This is a genomic window from Roseateles sp. (assembly GCF_031397715.1).
Lineage (GTDB): Bacteria > Pseudomonadota > Gammaproteobacteria > Burkholderiales > Burkholderiaceae_C > Paucibacter_A.
This window is the reverse complement of the sequence record NZ_JANNMI010000396.1, coordinates 1-17,228: the sequence shown is the minus strand read 5'-3', so window position 1 is coordinate 17,228 and position 17,228 is coordinate 1. Positions and strand designations below refer to the sequence as shown.

The following is a 17,228-nucleotide window of genomic DNA, read 5'->3' as shown; positions in this document are numbered from 1 at the left end:
GCCGGCGACATCCACAGCTGGGTCGCCGTGCAGGAGGCGCAGGTGGTCGGTTTTTGTAACGTGCAAGACCGCAGCGGCGAGGTCTTGGTGCTGGCCGTGCAGGCCGGCTTTGAGGGCCATGGTTTGGGGCGCGCCTTGCTGGACTGCGCCGTGCAGCATCTGCACGCCGTGGCCGGCTGCGAGCGTATCTGGCTGATGGCCGGCGCCGACCCCGCGCTCAGATCGCATGGGTTTTACCGCGCACAGGGCTGGCGGCCTAGCGGCCGCTGTGATCAACACGGCGACGAGGAATTGGTCTGGCAAGTTTGACCTTAGCGCTTGCGCGTTAGACCCACCAGGCTCGCCGCTCCTATCGCCAGCAACAAGGCCAAAGCTGCGCCGTAGAACACGCCGCCCGGCTGACCGCGGTCCATCAAGGCACCAAAAATCGGCGCGGCCAGCGCGAAGCCCAAATCCAGACCCGAATAAACGGTGCCGTAAACCCGGCCGGTGGCGCCCGGCGGCGCGGCCCGCTTGATCAACATATCGCGAGAGGGCCCGGCCAGGCCGGTGCCGAAGCCGGCCAGGGCGACCACGGCCGCAGCCATCCACGGCACCACCCAGCCGGTCGCGGCCAAGGCCAAGAGAGCGGCTGCGCTGGCCAAACCCAGGGTGATATTGCGCTCCAGGCGGAGACCCCGGGCCACCCAGAAGCCGCCTAACACCATGCCGACAGCGCCGCTGAGCATATAGCCGGTGACGACAAAGGCTGTCAGCTTCAAAGGCAGGCCGTACAAGCTGGTCAGGGCCGGGCTGGCAAAGCTTTGAATCGCCGTCAAAGCGGCGGTACCGAAGAAGAAGAAGGAGAAGCACAACCACACCGAGGGCAGGCGCAAAAACGCCATCGGGTGCTCATCGCGGGCACTCAATCCGCCCGCTTTGTCATGCGACCACTGGCCTTGGCTGTCGTCGATGGCGGCGCGTTTGACCCACAGCAACCCCAAGACCGCCAAAGCCAGCAAGCCGGTGCCGAGGTAGGCATAACGCCAGTTGCCCGTGACCTCGGCAATGCCAATCGAAAACACCGGCGCCAGCGCCCAGCCCAGATTGCCGGTGATGCCGTGCACCGAGAAGGCGTGGCCTAACCTGGCCTGCGAAACACGCTTGTTCAGAATCGTGAAGTCGGCCGGATGAAACGGCGCATTGCCCAGACCCGCCAGCGCCGCCGCCAGCAGCAAGCCGCCAAAGCCGCCCGCCAGCGCCGCCGCCACCGACGCCAGCACAAAACAAATCATGGCCAGAAACAAGACCGGCCGCGCGCCGGTGCGGTCGACCAAAAAGCCAGCCACGGCTTGACCCAGGCCCGAGATGATGAAAAAGGTCGTCACCAACAAACCCAGCTGCGCATAGCTGAGGCCAAAGTCCTGCATAAAAGCCGGGAACAGCGGCGGCAACAGCATGTGGAAAAAATGCGAGCTGCCGTGGGCCAGGCCGATCAAGCCGATGGTGGAAAAGTCGCGGCGCGCTTGCTCGCTGGCCTGCAGAGGGAGAGTTGCTGTGTTCATGCCCAAACTTTAGGTGCGTCAAGGAAGGCCGGGTTACGATAGATAGACAATTTCTATCGAATTCAAGCCAAACCCTTCGATGACGCGCAAACCACCCACCCGAACCAGCGCCAGACGTACCAGTCTGCCGCCGCTGGACCCGCTGCGCTATGCGCCCAGTGCCGCGCGACCGGTGCGCGCCAAGGCCCGCCTGCTTGAGCACGATGTCGACATTCAGGCGCACCAACACAGCTGGGGCCAGCTGGTGTTTTCGGTCAGCGGCGCGGTACGCGTCAACACCGCACACGCCACCTATCTGGTGCCGCCGGCGCGGGCCGTTTGGATCGCGCCGGAGATCGTGCATGCGGTGACCGCCGTGGAGCGCGCCGATCTGCGCACCGTCTACTTGCATCAAGCACCGGCCGACAGCGCGCTCTGGCTGGGCTGCCGCGTCATCGAGGTGACGCCCTTGCTGCGCGAGTTGGTGATGCAACTGGCCGTCTCGCCCGAGGCAGCCCAAGAACCAAGCCGCGAAGCCTGCATCGCCAGCCTGGTGCTGGACGAATTGCGGCGCGCCAACAGCCTGCGCCTGGGCGTTGACTTGCCGCAGGACAAACGCTTGCGGCGGCTCTGCGAAGCGATGTTGGACGAGCCACAGCGCCATGCCGATCTGGACGGCTGGGCGGCCGAGGTGGGAGCCAGTGCGCGCACGGTGTCCCGGCTGTTCCGCGATGAGCTGGGCAGCAGCTATGCGCAGTGGCGCTCGCAGGTTCTGCTGGCCCGAGCGCTGACCCTGGCCGCCCGCAAGATGCCGATGAGCCTGATTGCGCATGAGCTGGGCTACGCCAGTGCCAGCGCCTTCACGGCGATGGTGACGCGCACGGTAGGCATGCCGCCGAGCCGATTTTTCGCCGCAGCATGATGTTGGCGCTCGCCCCTTAAAATTCTCGCCATGAATCAACAAGTTCTCTTCGACTACACCCGCCAAGACGGCGCCGGCCTCAGCTGCACCGCGCAAGCCTGGGCGAAAACGCCCGCGCCGCTGAGCACAAACCAAAAGCTCGCGCTCAAAGCCCGCGCGGCCGAGTTGCTCAAAGCCAAGAACGCGGTGCTGGTTGCGCATTTCTATGTTGACGGCGACTTGCAGGACTTGGCGCTGGAGACCGGCGGCTGCGTGTCCGACTCGCTGGAGATGGCCCGCTTCGGCCGCGACCACGTGGCCAGCACCCTGGTCGTGACCGGCGTGCGCTTCATGGGCGAAAGCGCCAAGATTTTGAGCCCCGAGAAGCGCGTGCTGATGCCCGACCTGGACGCCACCTGCTCGCTCGACCTGGGTTGCCCGGCCGATCAGTTCGCCGCTTTTTGCGACGCGCATCCGGACCGCAGCGTGGTCGTCTACGCCAACACCAGCGCGGCGGTCAAGGCGCGCGCCGACTGGATGGTGACCAGCTCTTGCGCGCTGGAGATCGTCTCGGCCTTGAAAGCGCAAGGCAAGAAAATACTCTGGGCGCCGGACCGCCACCAGGGCCGCTACATAGAGGACCAGACCGGCGCCGACATGCTGATGTGGGCCGGGGACTGCATCGTCCACAACGAATTCAAAGGTCTGGAGCTGGACCTGCTGCGCTTGCAGCATCCCGGCGCCATGATTCTGGTGCACCCGGAGTCGCCGCAAAGCGTGGTGGCGTTGGCCGATGTGGTGGGCTCGACCTCGGCGCTGATCAAGGCGGTGGTGGAAGGCACGGCGCAGGAATACATCGTCGCCACCGACAACGGCATCCTCCACCGGATGCGGCAGTTAGCCCCCGGCAAAACCTTGATCGAAGCGCCCACGGCGGGCAATAGCGCCACCTGCAAGAGCTGCGCGCATTGCCCCTGGATGGCGATGAACGGCCTGCAGGGTCTGGTCGATTGCCTGGAGCGTGGCCTGCCCGCGATCGAGATTGACGAGGGCATACGCGTCAAGGCGCTGGGCTGCATTGAGCGCATGTTGGACTTCACGGCCAAGTCCAAGGCGGCCGCCGCGGCTCGGCTTGTGCCCGGCATAGGTGCCGCCTGAACCGCTGGCAAATAGGTCGTGGTAGGGGCGCTTTTCAGTGGTCCGGCGGAGGCGAGAAACGTTTATCGTGTGGCAATCTATGACGGAGGCCTAGCCAAATGACCCAAGACTTCAGCTCGATCTACAACCACCATGAACGCGAGGTGCTGAGCGCTGTGATGGCGCTGGCGCCGCAGTTTCCGGCGATTGCCGCTGACAGCAACCTGCTCTGCGACGTGGCCTGCGTCGCCCTGAACCGCCTGCCGCCGCGCTATATCCGCCATGCGGTCGACTTCTTGTTCTACCTGACCGAGCATGAGCGGCGCGAAATCGACGCCGCCATCGACGAGTCGGTCGGCTATGCATTCAACTTCGTGCAAGCGCGCCTGGCGCTGCGCGCAAAAGACTAGGGACAAAGGCTGCGGCCCGACTTACCCTGCGGCCAATGCCGGCCAAAGTCAAACGACAACGGGCAGTGGCGCCGGATCGACAGCTGGTAGACCAAAGATCGTTTCTTTGCGAACGCCGGGCCCCGCTGCAGCGCGCCTATGACAACGGCGGCTTCGGCGGCAGCTACGCCAACACGCAGAGCACCCGCCCAAGTTCAGCCTCAACACCACGCTGAGCCTGCGTCTGCCGCAGCAAGACCTGACCCTGGGCACGCGCGTTGTACGCAATAGCGGGCCGTTGCACCGGCTGGACAAGGCTCGGCATACCAATGCCTACACCGGCTTGCAGCAGCACTACCCGGCCAGTCTGATCGGGATGAAGTCATGCCAGAGCAATGAGGTGCCGCCCTGGGTCACTTGCCCACCTCCAACCGCAGCAACTGATCGCCGGAACAACCAGGCCTGCCGGCCGCGGCTCAACTTGCAACCAAGCCGTTGCGAATTGCGTACACGGTCAACTCGGAGTTGTTGGCCAAGCCCAGTTTCTCCAGCACACGGGCCCGGTAGACGCTGACCGTCTTCGGGCTCAAGGTCAGCTCTTCGGCGATATCGGACAAGCGCTTGCCCGAAGCAATCATCACCAAGGTCTGCAACTCCCGGTCCGAGAGCTTTTGGTGCGCCTGCTCATTGACCGGTGCGGTCAGGCTTTCGACCAACATCTGGGCGATCTCGGGCGTCACATACTTGCGCCCTTGCGCCACCGTGCGCACCGCCTGCACCAGCACCTGCGGGTCGCCGCCCTTGTTGACATAGCCGTATGCCCCCGCACGCAACGCGCGGATCGCGTATTGATCCTCGGGGTACATCGACACGATCAGGGTGCGGATCGAGGTGCCCTCGTCCTTCATCACATGCAGCACGTCCAAACCACTGCGCCCGGGCATATTGATGTCGAGCACCAACACATCAATGCCCGCATTCGGGCCCAGGTCGCGCAGCAAGCTGCGCAGCTCGCCGTAGTCGGAGGCCTCGCCGATGACCTCGATATCGGCCACATCGGACAAGGTGTCACGGATGCCGCGCCGAATCAAGGCATGGTCGTCGCAAAGAATAACCTTGATCATGGTTGCACCCAGCCGGCGGCTGCGCCCGATTCAGCTACAGCTTGCACCAGCGGTTGCCCCTCTTCGACGCCGGCGAAGTCCAGCGACTCCATCTGCAGCGGCACCGAAAGTATCAGGCTCACGCCCTTGTTATTGCTGCTCAAGTCCACCCATCCCCCTACGGTTGCGGCGCGTTCGTGCAGACCGCGAATACCAAAGCTGCGCGCCTTGGCCAATGCCCCGGGCGCAATGCCCACGCCATTGTCGCTAACTTCGAGCGTCAAGACCCCGGAGTCAACGCTCAGATCAATATCTACCCGGCTGGCATGCGCATGTTTGGAGATGTTGGTGAGCGCCTCTTGCGCCGTGCGGTAAGCCACCAGCGGCACCCCGGCCGGCAGCTGCATTTCGTTTTCACTGCTGCAGCGCAAGGTCACCACGGTGCCGGTGCGGCGCTCAAAGCGCGCCGCCATCCACTGCACGGCGGCCACCAGGCCCTGCTCAAGAATAGCCGGCCGCAGGTTTTGCATGATGCGCTGGCTGGCCTCGATGGCGCCGGTCACCGTCTCCAGCGCCGACGCGGCGCGCTGCAACACACCCGCATCCTTGGCATGGCGTTGAATCCAGGCCAAGTCAAACTTCAAGGCGGTCAGCGAGCCCCCCACATCGTCATGAATCTCGCGCGCAATCGCGGCCCGCTCCATCTCGACGCTGGTCTGCAGATGGCCGGCCAATTCATGCAGGCGCTGCTTGGACTTGATCAACTCGGCGTCCGCTTCGATGCGCGCGCGTTCGGACTCGCAGGCCTCAATCGCATGCAGCAAGGCCGGCGCCAAGCGAGCCAGATCTTTCTTCAGCAAATAGTCGGAAGCGCCGGTGCGCATCGCGGCCACAGCGGTGTCCTCACCAATCTCACCCGATACCAAGATGAAGGGCAGCAGCCGCTTGCTGGCCTTCAACATATCCAGCACCACCAAACCCGAAAACCCCGGCAGGTTGTAGTCCGAAATCAGCGCGTCCCAAGGCTGAGTCAACGCGCGGCTGACTTCGGCCAAGCTGTCTATCCTCTCCAGCTCTATCTTCAAACCGGCACGGCGCAGCTGCGCCATGATCAGCTGATGATCCAGCTCGGAGTCTTCGATATGGAGTACGCGCAGCAGGCGCTCGGCGGTTGGCATCGGCATGGGGAGGAAGTATGCAGGCATTGCGTGAAGCTTGCGCCCCGGCATGCCGTCTCATTGGCAAGTTTGCATTGCCTACGCATCAAAAAAAGGGTAAACCCCGATTTCCTGTCGAGCGCATCAGTAGATTCCAAGAAATAGCCTGCTTCTGTGGCTGTTGTCTTGTCGACAGGCACAGCAGAAGTGCCGAAGATGCAAGCAAGCAAAGGCCGCCTTTGAGAGCCCAAGCCGCCCTATTTTTTGAGGGCCAGGTTTTGCCCCCAAGGGAGAACATAAAGCATGGAGCAACGATGCCGATGAATGAATCAATCGACCCCTTCGACCCTGGCATGTCCCCATTGCTGGCGGCCGCTGAGCTTCAGGATCACTTGATGACCGTGACCCATGATTTGGAGCGACTGCAACGATTGTTGGATGACGCGGGAGAGGCCCTCTCCACGCACTTCTACAGCGCCTCCAGCCATGTCCACGGCTTGATGCAGCAGTCCGGCGAACATTCCACCGGCGCCAACCCCATCTTGAAAAAGGTCATCGAAGACATTGCCGGTGCCATCACGGCCCTGCAGTTTCAAGACATGGCCACCCAGCTGATTGCGCACACCAGCCAGCGCCTGCGCAACTGCTCGGACCAACTGGCTCGCGACACCTTTGGTGACGACGAAGACGGCGCCGCCGTGGTGGAACTGGCGCCCTTGCGACCCAACCCGGTCACGCAAGACGAAATGGACGCCGGCTCGATCGAATTGTTCTAAAGAAGCCCAGATAGTTACCGAAATCAGCTTGATACCCGGAGAGACAACAATGCACTCAATCCTTGCCGTGGACGATTCGGCCTCAATGCGCCAAATGGTCGCTTTCACGCTCAAAAACGCTGGCTTCAATGTGGTTGAAGCAGTAGATGGGCAAGACGCGCTGGAGAAATCCACAACGCGTGACTTCGATCTGGTTCTGACCGACCAGAACATGCCGCGCATGGACGGCATCAGCCTGACCAAGAAGCTGCGTGACAACCCCAAGTTCAAGACCACGCCCATCCTGATTCTGACCACCGAGTCCAGCGATCAGATGAAGCAAGCAGGCCGCGCCGCAGGTGCGACCGGCTGGCTGGTGAAGCCCTTTGATCCAGCCAAGCTGATCGAAGTGATCGGCAAAGTAATCCGGTGAAGCGTCGTCAACTTTGGAGTAAAGCATGGGAGAAATGACTTCCGAGGGCGCCAGCCTGAGCGCGGGCATCGACCTGAGCCAGTTTTACCAAGTCTTCTTTGAGGAGGCGGGTGAAAATCTCGACAACATGGAGCAGATGCTGCTCAACTTGAATATCGACACCGCCGACGACGAAGAGCTGAACGCGATTTTTCGTTGCGCCCACTCGATCAAAGGCGGCGCAGCGACGTTTGGTTTCAGCGATGTTGCCGAGTTGACGCATCAGATGGAGACGCTGCTGGACAAGCTGCGCCGCCATGAGCTGAACCCGACCTCACCGATGGTCGACACCTTGTTGCAGTCCGGCGACGCCTTGCGCGCCCAATTGGGCCGCCACCAGGGTTCCGGCGCCGCGGCGGTCGATACCACCGAGCTGCTGAACAGCATTCGGGGCTTCGTCGAGAGCGAGCAAGAGGAAGCGCCCGCAGCGCCGACGGCCGCGCCCACGGCTGCCGCGCCCAAGGCCGGCAAGCCGGCGGTCGTCAAGCCCGGCGTGCGTGAACTTGAAATGCGCGTCGGCCCTTTGACCGACCTCAGCTTGGCCGACAACTTGGTCGATCTGTTCAAAGAAATCACCGATCTGGGCACGATCGAGCCCCTGGACGGTGGCATCGCGGCCGACGGCGTGCGTCGCTTCAAGGTGCTGACCAGCAGCTCGGATGGTGACTTGCTTGATTTGTTCACCTTCCACGTCGCCCGTGAGCAAGTCCTTCTATTGCCTTTCGGTCCCGGCTTCGGCTTTCATGAAGGAGCACCCGGGTCGCCCGCAGCCAAGCCGGCGGCCGCTGAGGCTGAGCTCGGTTACGGCTTTTTTGACAATGCACCGGGCCTGCCGGAAGGCAGCGCAGCGGCCAGTGAATTGAAGGTGCAAACCGAGGCCGGCAAGCCCGCCGTGGTTGCGCAAGCGGCAGCGCCGCGCCCGGCCAGCGGCCCCGCTGCAGGCATGGAGCAGTCAACCCTGCGGGTGTCGATCGAGAAGGTCGATCAGCTGATCAATTTGGTCGGTGAGCTGGTGATTACCCAAGCCATGCTGGCGCAGAACAGCCGCGACGTTGCGCCCGGCCTGTACCAGCAACTGACCTCGGGCTTGGCCGATTTGGAGCGCAACACCCGCGATCTGCAAGAGTCGGTGATGTCGATTCGGATGATCCCGATGTCGATCGTGTTCAACCGCTTCCCGCGCATGTTGCGCGACCTGGCTGCCAAGCTGGGCAAGAAGGTCGAGCTGGTCACGCAGGGTGAGTCGACCGAGCTGGACAAGAGCTTGGTTGAAAAGATCACCGATCCGCTGACGCATTTGGTTAGAAACAGTTGCGACCATGGCATCGAGATGCCGGCCGACCGTTTGGCCAAGGGCAAGCCAGAACATGGCACCATCACCTTGGTCGCTTCGCATCAGGGCGGCTCCATCGTCATCGAAGTGCGCGACGACGGCAACGGCTTGAACCGCAACCGCCTGATCAAGAAAGCACGCGAGAAGGGCATCGACGCGCCCGATTCGATGAGCGACTCGGACGTCTGGAATCTGATCTTTGCACCGGGCTTCTCGACCGCCGACCAGGTCACCGATGTGTCCGGGCGCGGTGTCGGCATGGACGTGGTGAAACGCAACATCACCTCGCTGGGCGGCACGGTGGAGATCGACTCTGCCGAGGGCTACGGCATGAAGGTCTCGGTTCGCTTACCGCTGACCCTGGCCATCATGGACGGCATGAGCGTGGGTGTCGGCGAAGAGGTCTACATCCTGCCGCTGTCCTCGGTGATCGAATCCTTCCAAGTGCAGGCCGACACCATCAAGACCGTCGCCGGCTCGGGACGCGTCGTGGAGGTGCGCGACGAGTACATGCCGGTGATCGGCCTGGAGACCATCTTCCAAGTGCCGCGCTTCGACTTCGAGCATGTCAGCACCATCATGGTGGTGGTGGAAGCCGAAGGCGGGCGCGTGGCCTTGCTGGTGGACGAATTGCTCGGCCAGCAACAAGTCGTGGTGAAAAACCTCGAAGCCAACTATCGCAAGGTACCCGACGTGTCGGGGGCCACCATCATGGGCGATGGCCGAGTTGCGCTGATTCTCGATGTGGGTAGCTTGGTGCGGCGCTCGCGTCACTAAAGCCACTCCAAAAAATTTTCTGAGAAAGTCTTCAATGAATATGAGCGCGATGATTCGGCAATTCAGCATTCGCACCCGCATGATTGGTGCGATTGCAATGGTTTTGGGCCTGCTGCTGCTGGTCGGCGGGGTGGGATATTTGGGCATGACCGCCTTGCGCGATCAGAACCAGCAGCTGGTTGAAAACACGGCCACCCTGGCCAAGCAAGCGAGCGTTTTGGCTCAACATGTCGAGAGCGGCGCGGCCAAGGAAGGCGGCGCTCAGCAAGACAAACTGGTCAGTGACCTTCGCTCAACGCTGAAACAAACGGCGGACGCTTCGCAACTTCACGCCAAGGGCGCTCAAGACAACAGCTTGATGATCTTCATCATCGTGTTGAGTCTTGGCGCCATCATTGTGGTGCCGCTGACGCTATTGAATATGCAGAGCATCTGCACGCCTCTGGCGCAGGCCGATGCCTTGGCAAACGCGATCGCCAATGGTGATTTGACCGGGTCTTCCTTGCAGATTGAAGGTCAGGACGAAGCGTCGCACCTGATGCGCTCCTTGCAACATATGCAGCAAGCCTTGCAAAGCCTGGTCAGTCAGCTGCGCACCTCGGCGGACAGCATTCGCACCGCGTCGGTTGAGATTGCCTCCGGCAATCAAGACCTCTCCAACCGCACCGAGCAAACCGCGTCCAATTTGCAGCAAGCGGCCTCATCGATGGTGCAGCTGACCGGCACGGTTCGGCAAACCGCCGACTCGGCCCGCACTGCGAATCAACTCGCCACCTCGGCCTCGCATGCGGCGGCCAAGGGTGGTGAGGTGGTCGGGCAAGTGGTTGCCACCATGGACGACATCAACACCAGCTCGAAGAAGATCAGCGACATCATCGGCGTGATCGACAGCATTGCCTTCCAAACCAATATCCTGGCCCTGAATGCAGCGGTTGAAGCCGCCCGAGCGGGCGAACAGGGCCGCGGTTTTGCGGTGGTGGCCAGCGAGGTTCGCTCCTTGGCGCAGCGCAGCGCCGAAGCGGCGCGCGAAATCAAGACCTTGATCGGCGCCAGCGTCGAGCGGGTTGAAGTCGGTTCGCGCCTGGTTCAAGAGGCCGGCTCCTCAATGACCGACATCGTGTCCAGCGTGCAGCGTGTATCCGACATCATTGGCGAGATCTCCGCCGCTGCGAGCGAGCAGAGCGACGGCATCGAGCAAGTCAATCAATCGGTCGTACAGCTGGATCAAATGACCCAGCAAAACGCCGCTTTGGTGGAGCAGTCGGCCGCGGCAGCGGAAAGCCTGAAGGACCAGGCCGAACAGTTGACCGAGGCCGTCGGCAAGTTCAGAACCAGCGCAGAGGCGAAACCTTTGGCTCGCAATGCCGGCTCCGCTTACCGACCTGGCCCGGCCAAGTCGCCCGCCAAGCCCATTTCAAAGGTAGCTGCTGGTCGACCTGGCACTTACCCAAGCCCAAGCGCTCGCCCAGCCCCAGCGGCTCGCCATGCTGTGCCACATGCCCCTGCGCCGGCACCGAAAGTACCCGCTGCAGCCAGAGCCAAAGTCGCTGCTGCGCCCAGCCAGTCCGAGAGCGAGTGGGAATCCTTTTAGTGCCTTCAGCCCCTTACAGCGCCTTCAATTCTGCACCGATCCATCCCGTACAAATAACGAGGTAAGCCATGGAAACCACCCGAGACAACGTTCCGGCCCTGCGTCAAGAAGCCGGTAGCCTGGCGATGAAGAACCACGGCCCTGCCAGTGGTGAGTTTTTGACCTTCCGTCTGGGGGCCGAGGAATACGGCATTGACATTCTGAAGGTGCAGGAGATCCGCTCTTACGAGCCGCCCACCCGCATCGCCAACGCGCCCGACTTCATCAAGGGCGTGGTCAATCTGCGCGGCGTGATCGTGCCCATCGTCGATCTGCGACTGAAACTCGGTTGCCCCAGCGCCGAATACAACAGCTTCACGGTCGTCATCGTGCTGAATGTTCGCAACCGCGTGGTCGGCGCCGTGGTTGACTCGGTCTCCGATGTGCTGGAGTTGAATCGCGATGCGATTCGCCCGGCGCCCGAGCTCAGTTCCACTTCGGTGGACACCAGCTTCATCACCGGCATCGGCACCGTCAACGACCGGATGCTGATTCTGATGGACATCGAAGGCCTGATGAGCAGCGCCGACATGGGCTTGATGGACTCGCTGAGGGCGTAAGTCGGGCCTGTCAGCCTGCTTCTCAAAAGCAAGCCCTGTCAACGGCGGCAGGCCAAACCTAACAATCACGGCGAGCTGACTCGGTTTGCTGCATTGATCGAAATTCGGGAGCTCACACGCTATGACGCCCAAGTCCACCTCGATCGCACGGCGCGTGTCGACCATCGGCGGCATCACCCTGGCCGTGGTGCTGCTCACCGTCAGCGGCATCGTCAGCGTGATGTTGACCCGTGATGCCAACCACCGCGTACTGACTTGGGTCGGTGACAAGGCCCAATCTCTGATTGACTCGATGCACGCGATGGACGAGTCCTCGCGCATCTTGGTGGAACGTAACTTCGGTTCTCTGCGGCAAGAGTTTGGTCCCAGCTTCACACTGGATGAGGCCACCGGAGAGTTGCGGGACTGGGGCCCGAAGTTGAACGGCAACTTCACCCAGGTCGACAAGTTTGCCGGCGCGACCGGCGGGGTGGCGACAGTCTTCGCCGCCAAGGGTGACGACTTTGAGCGCATCACCACCTCGCTGAAGAACGCCAAGGGCGAACGCGCGATCGGCACCCTGCTGGGCAAAGAGCACCCGGCTTTTGCCACGGTCAAGGCGGGCAAGCCATTTTCGGGCCGCGCGGTGCTGTTTGGTCGCGCCTACATGACCCATTACGAGCCCATCAAGGGCGACGACGGCAAGCTGATCGGCCTGCTCTTCGTCGGCTTCGATTTGGATGCGTTCGAAGTGGCGATGGCGGGCCTGAGCGCGAATGCCAAGTTCTTCGACAGTGGTGGCACTTTTGTGGTCGCGGCGGGCAAGGATTTGTCCCAGGCAAGCTTTGCCGCGCACCCGACGGCCAAGGGCAAACGGGTCGCCGACTTCATGCCCGGGCTGGACAAAGCCTTGGCCGAACTCGCCGCCAGCAGCGACGGCTATGTGGCCAACTTCCCGAATGTGCTGGCCACGCCGCGGGACGACAATTTTGCGGTTTTGCGCAAGAGCGACAAAACCGGCATGTGGGTGGTGGCGCAGGTATCCAGAAGCGAAGCGATGGCCTCGCACTGGGCCACCTTGGTACCGTTTTGGATCATGCTGACGCTCGCCACGGTGGGCCTTGGCCTGGGCCTGTTCTGGATGATGCGCAGTTGGGTCGCCAAGCCGCTGGGCGCGCTGACCAATGCCGTCAGCGCGATTGCCCAGGGTGATCTCACCCAGTCGGTCGTCAGTACGCGTGATGACGAAATCGGCTTGTTGATCCAGCAAACCGAGGCCATGCGCGAGCGTTTGGCCGACACCATCGGCACTGTGCGCCTGTCGGTCGACTCGATCGGCACGGCCAGCGCCGAGATCGCCACCGGCAACCAAGACTTGAGCCAGCGCACCGAGCAGACCGCCACGAATTTGCAGCTTGCTTCCTCCTCCATGACCGAGCTGACCGGCACGGTCAAGCAAACCGCCGACTCGGCCCGTACCGCCAACCAGCTGGTGATCTCGGCCGCTGGCGCTGCGGCCAAGGGCGGTCAGGTGGTCGGCCAAGTGGTCGCCACCATGGACGACATCAACACCAGCTCACGCAAGATCAATGACATCATCGGCGTGATTGACGGCATCGCCTTCCAGACCAATATCTTGGCGCTGAACGCGGCCGTTGAGGCCGCCCGCGCCGGCGAACAAGGCCGCGGCTTCGCCGTGGTGGCCAGCGAGGTGCGCTCCCTGGCGCAGCGCAGCGCAGCGGCGGCGAAGGAAATCAAAACCTTGATTGGCGCCAGCGTCGAGCGGGTCGAAATGGGCTCACGCCTGGTGCAAGACGCTGGCAGCTCGATGGCGGAAATTGTCTCCAGCGTGCAGCGCGTGCAAGACATCATCGGTGAGATCACGGCCGCGGCCAGCGAACAAAGCGACGGCATTGGCCAAGTCAACCAATCGGTGACGCAGCTGGACCAGATGACGCAGCAAAACGCCGCCTTGGTGGAGGAGTCAGCAGCAGCGGCCGAGAGCCTGAAGGATCAAGCACAACGACTGGTCGAGGCGGTGTCCGTCTTCCATTTGGCCCAGCCCCCCGGCGCCGCACCTGCATTCAGGCCTGCCAAGCCAGCCAAGCCTAGCGCGCCGAGCGCATTGGCCAAAAAGGCAGCGCCGGCCCCTTCAGCAGCCCCTTCAGCAGCCTCACCATCCGCAAGACGGGCACCCCCTGCGGTGCGCGCCAAACCGGCCGCAGCGCCGCCCCCTGCCCCCAGTGAGAGCGAGTGGGAAAGTTTCTGAGCTGCTGACCTATTCATCAGCCTACCTCTGAGGAGTGTTCATGTTTGATTCCATCAAGACCCGTTTGATTGGGCTTTGCATCGCTTTGTTGGTACTGGGGTTGTGCATCGCGACGGCCGCCAACTATGTCGTCGTGCGCAACCATTCGCAGAGCCAAGTCCTGCGGGACCTCGACACCTTGGCCTCAAATCAAGCCGCCACCATTAATCAGTGGATGCGTTTTCAGCGCGATATCGTGGTCTCGCTGGTGCCGGTGGCGCAGCAAGCAGAACCGATACCTTTCTTGGTGCAAGCAGCCAAATCCGGCAGCTTGGATGCCTATATCGCTTTTCCAGACAAGCGGATCTTCTTCAACTCACCGCAGAATTTGCCACCGGACTACGACCCGACCGGGCGCCCGTGGTTTACCCAAGCAGCGGCAGCCAGCGGCGCCATTCTGACCGAACCCTATTTGGATGCAGCCCGCAATATGCTGGTCGTGACCTTTGCTATGGCCGTCAAGGAAGGTGGCCAAGTCAAGGCCGTGGTGGCCACCGATGTCTTTTTGAATGACGTCTCAAATACCGTCAAGGCGATCAAGCCGACCCCGAACGGCTTCGCTTTTTTGGTCTCGAACAAGGGCGATATCGTCGCCCACCCCGACACCAAGCTAACGCAAAAGCCCCTCAGCACCCTGTCGCCAGAGTTGGACGACAAGGCGATCAAACTGGCCCGGGAAGCAGGTGGTGCTTGGGTCGATGTGCATGTCGGCGAGCAAGACTACTTGATGCGCGGCATGAGCATTCCCAACACCGATTGGACATTGGTGGTGGCGGCCGACAAGAGCGAGGCCTTGGCCTCTCTCAAGTCCCTCTTGCGCACCTCGGCCTTGGTCTTGCTGCTGGTGATTGCTGTAGCCGGCGCGTTGATGGCGACCATGATCACCACAATGCTGCGCGGCCTCACCCGGGTGCAAGCGGCGCTCGACGAAATCAGTGCCGGTGGTGGCGACTTGACCCAGCGCTTGCCCGAACACGGCAAGGACGAAATCGCCCGCATCGCGACCGCCTTCAACCTGTTCGCAAAGAAGATTCAAGACATCTTGCTGGACGTCAGAGCGGCCAGCAACTCGATCACCACCGCGTCGAGCGAGATTGCGCTAGGCGCGCAGGATCTGTCGCAACGCACCGAACAAACGGCCGCCAATTTGGAGGAAGCCGCCTCGTCGATGGAGACCTTGACCAGCACGGTCAGGCAGACCGCCGACGCGGCGCAGACCGCCAATCAACTGGCTTCGTCGGCTTCCGCGGCAGCGGCCAAGGGCGGAGGCGTGGTCAGCCAGGTGGTCACCACCATGGACGAGATCAACACCAGCTCGAAGAAGATCAGCGACATCATCGGCGTGATTGACGGCATCGCCTTCCAGACCAATATCCTGGCGCTGAACGCTGCGGTTGAGGCGGCCAGAGCGGGTGAGCAAGGGCGCGGCTTTGCCGTCGTCGCGAGCGAAGTGCGCTCGCTGGCGCAGCGCAGCGCCGAGGCCGCCAAAGAGATCAAGGGGCTGATCGGTGCCAGCGTTGACCGCGTGGAGGTTGGCACCCGCCTGGTTGAAGAAGCCGGCCACTCGATGAACGATATTGTGGCCAGCGTGCAGCGGGTGACCGACATCATCGGCGAGATCACGGCCGCCTCCACCGAACAGAGCGACGGCATCGGTCAGGTCAACGGCGCGGTGGTGCAGCTCGACAAGATGACCCAGCAAAACGCCGCCTTGGTGGAAGAATCAGCGGCCGCCGCCGAAAGCTTGAAGGATCAGGCTCAGCGTTTGACCGAAGTCGTGTCGGTCTTCAAGCTCTCCAGTCAGGACGGCCAACGGGCGCATGGCTACACACCAACGCCCGCGCCGAAAAGCCATGCAGGGCCGAAAACGACGAGCAACTCGTTCAAGCCAAGCCCGCGGCCTGCCCCGTCCAAAGCTGCGAGCCGGCCGGCCGCTTCAACCCGAGTTGCCCCGACGCCGGCGCCAACAGCGGCCGTCCGTGCCAGTGCCAGTGCCAGCGCCAGCCCGGCACGCGCTCCGGCCGCACCTGCGGTGGACGACAGCGACGATTGGCAATCGTTCTAGCCGGCACAAAAACGGGCCGAGGACCTCCAGGGCCCGCTTTTTATTGGGTATCGGCTTCGCGCAGCGTTTGCGTCACCGGGCGCGTGAGCACGCCGCGCAAGCTCCACCAGCCGGCCAGCAGCGCCAAGACGGCGCCGGCGGCCAGGGTAATCAAGGGCACCCAGAAATTGATTTTCCAGTCGAAGCCAAACACATAGTGCGCCAGCACGCCACTCAAGACCAGGGCGACCGAGCCGGCCAAGAAACCCGCCAGTGAGCCGATGCCCAGCAGCTCCGCCCGCTGCACCTGACCCAGCAGCCCCGAGCTCGCGCCCAAGGCCCGCATCAAGGCAAATTCGCGCGTGCGCGCATCGCGGCTGCTGTTGACGCTGGCCAGCAAGACCACCAAGCCGGTGGCCAGCGAGAACACGAACAAATACTGCACCGCCTGAATCACCTGGTTCAGCACCGACTGCACCTGATTGAGTTGTGCTGATACATCGATCACGGTCAGATTCGGAAACTCCCGCGTCAGCTCGCGGTCCAAAGTGCCGAGCTTGGGCGCTTGAAAAGCCGCGACAAAGGTGCGCGGCATCTCAGGCATCGCCGCGCGCGGAAAAATCACGAAGAAGTTGACCCGCATCGAGGCCCAGTCGACCTTGCGCAGGCTGCTGATGCGCCCTTCCACCAACGTGCCCGCCACGTCAAACTGCATGCGGTCGCCAAGGCGCAAACCGAGCGACTTGGCCAAGCCCTCCTCCACGCTCAAACCCGCGGCATCATCATCGACCCAGGCGCCCGCCACGACTTGGTTGCGGGCGGGCAGCTGCTTCGAGTGGCTCAAATTGAACTCGCGCTCGGCCAGGCGCTGTGCGCGCTCATCGGTGAACTTCTGCGCTTGCACCGGCTGGCCGTTGATGGCCAGCAGGCGGCCCCGAATCATCGGGTAGAAGTCATGCTGGGCCACCCCGGCCGCGCTCAAACGCGCCTCGAAGGCCTCGGCCTGATCGGGTTGAATATTGATGACGAATCGGTCCGGCCCGTTGGCCGGCGTGGCCTGCCGCCAGCTGTCGATCAAGTCCATGCGCAACAGCACCAGCAAGGCCAGCGCCAGCAGGCCCACGGCCAACGACGACACCTGCACCACCGCAAAACCTGGC

16 protein-coding genes are annotated in these 17,228 nt (G+C 62.6%); 11 read left to right on the top strand and 5 right to left on the bottom strand.

The genetic code is table 11. The annotated features are described in order from the left end of the window. Positions 1-309, top strand: a 309-nt coding sequence (locus tag RMO57_RS17225; protein ID WP_310388706.1) for a GNAT family N-acetyltransferase, incomplete at its 5' end; no start/stop codon positions are given. A gap of 2 nt (positions 310-311) precedes the next feature. Here RMO57_RS17225 and RMO57_RS17220 read toward each other — a convergent pair. After that, positions 312-1,544, bottom strand: a complete 1,233-nt coding sequence (locus tag RMO57_RS17220; RefSeq protein WP_310388704.1) for an MFS transporter — start codon at positions 1,542-1,544, stop codon at positions 312-314. Between the two features lie 79 nt (positions 1,545-1,623). On the opposite strand from RMO57_RS17220, the gene RMO57_RS17215 reads away from it, so the two are divergent. From RMO57_RS17215 to RMO57_RS17205, 3 genes are all read left to right on the top strand, one after another. Continuing rightward, positions 1,624-2,445: a helix-turn-helix transcriptional regulator gene (locus RMO57_RS17215; RefSeq protein ID WP_310388702.1), complete on the top strand. Its 822-nt coding sequence runs from the start codon at positions 1,624-1,626 to the stop codon at positions 2,443-2,445. Positions 2,446-2,475: 30 nt separating this feature from the next. After that, positions 2,476-3,582 carry a quinolinate synthase NadA gene (gene nadA, locus RMO57_RS17210; RefSeq protein WP_310388700.1) on the top strand — a complete coding sequence of 369 codons (1,107 nt, stop codon included), beginning with the start codon at positions 2,476-2,478 and terminating at the stop codon, positions 3,580-3,582. Between the two features lie 98 nt (positions 3,583-3,680). After that, a complete protein-coding gene (locus RMO57_RS17205; RefSeq protein ID WP_310388698.1) occupies positions 3,681-3,971 on the top strand; it encodes a late competence development ComFB family protein in 291 nt (96 codons plus the stop codon). Positions 3,972-4,134: 163 nt separating this feature from the next. Here RMO57_RS17205 and RMO57_RS17200 read toward each other — a convergent pair whose 3' ends face one another. The 3 genes from RMO57_RS17200 to RMO57_RS17190 form a co-directional block, all read right to left on the bottom strand. Then, a complete protein-coding gene (locus RMO57_RS17200; protein WP_310388696.1) occupies positions 4,135-4,275 on the bottom strand; it encodes a hypothetical protein in 141 nt (46 codons plus the stop codon). A 151-nt stretch (positions 4,276-4,426) separates the two neighbouring features. Further along, positions 4,427-5,074, bottom strand: coding sequence for a response regulator transcription factor (locus tag RMO57_RS17195; RefSeq protein WP_310388695.1), 648 nt, complete (start codon positions 5,072-5,074; stop codon positions 4,427-4,429). Beyond that, a complete protein-coding gene (locus RMO57_RS17190) occupies positions 5,071-6,237 on the bottom strand; it encodes a response regulator (protein WP_310388693.1) in 1,167 nt (388 codons plus the stop codon). The genes RMO57_RS17195 and RMO57_RS17190 overlap by 4 nt, the downstream gene beginning before the upstream one ends. Before the next feature lie 287 nt (positions 6,238-6,524). Between RMO57_RS17190 and RMO57_RS17185 the strand changes: the two genes are divergently transcribed. From RMO57_RS17185 to RMO57_RS17155, 7 genes are all read left to right on the top strand, one after another. Beyond that, positions 6,525-6,986, top strand: a complete 462-nt coding sequence (locus tag RMO57_RS17185) for a hypothetical protein (RefSeq protein ID WP_414896451.1) — start codon at positions 6,525-6,527, stop codon at positions 6,984-6,986. Positions 6,987-7,035: 49 nt separating this feature from the next. Then, the gene (locus RMO57_RS17180) at positions 7,036-7,398 is read left to right on the top strand and encodes a response regulator (RefSeq protein ID WP_263531893.1); all 363 of its coding nucleotides are present in this window, start codon (positions 7,036-7,038) and stop codon (positions 7,396-7,398) included. Positions 7,399-7,423: 25 nt separating this feature from the next. Then, positions 7,424-9,547, top strand: a complete 2,124-nt coding sequence (locus RMO57_RS17175) for a chemotaxis protein CheA (RefSeq protein ID WP_310388686.1) — start codon at positions 7,424-7,426, stop codon at positions 9,545-9,547. A 34-nt stretch (positions 9,548-9,581) separates the two neighbouring features. Next, the gene (locus tag RMO57_RS17170; RefSeq protein ID WP_310388684.1) at positions 9,582-11,138 is read left to right on the top strand and encodes a methyl-accepting chemotaxis protein; all 1,557 of its coding nucleotides are present in this window, start codon (positions 9,582-9,584) and stop codon (positions 11,136-11,138) included. 125 nt (positions 11,139-11,263) lie between these two features. Beyond that, positions 11,264-11,737, top strand: a complete 474-nt coding sequence (locus RMO57_RS17165; protein WP_310388708.1) for a chemotaxis protein CheW — start codon at positions 11,264-11,266, stop codon at positions 11,735-11,737. Positions 11,738-11,858: 121 nt separating this feature from the next. Next, on the top strand, positions 11,859-13,985 hold the full coding sequence (locus RMO57_RS17160; protein WP_310388682.1) for a methyl-accepting chemotaxis protein: 2,127 nt from the start codon (positions 11,859-11,861) through the stop codon (positions 13,983-13,985). A gap of 40 nt (positions 13,986-14,025) precedes the next feature. Further along, on the top strand, positions 14,026-16,089 hold the full coding sequence (locus RMO57_RS17155) for a methyl-accepting chemotaxis protein (RefSeq protein ID WP_310388680.1): 2,064 nt from the start codon (positions 14,026-14,028) through the stop codon (positions 16,087-16,089). Positions 16,090-16,129: 40 nt separating this feature from the next. On the opposite strand, the gene RMO57_RS17150 is transcribed toward RMO57_RS17155, so the two are convergent. After that, on the bottom strand, positions 16,130-17,228 hold a 1,099-nt coding region (locus RMO57_RS17150; RefSeq protein ID WP_310388678.1), incomplete at its 5' end, for an ABC transporter permease.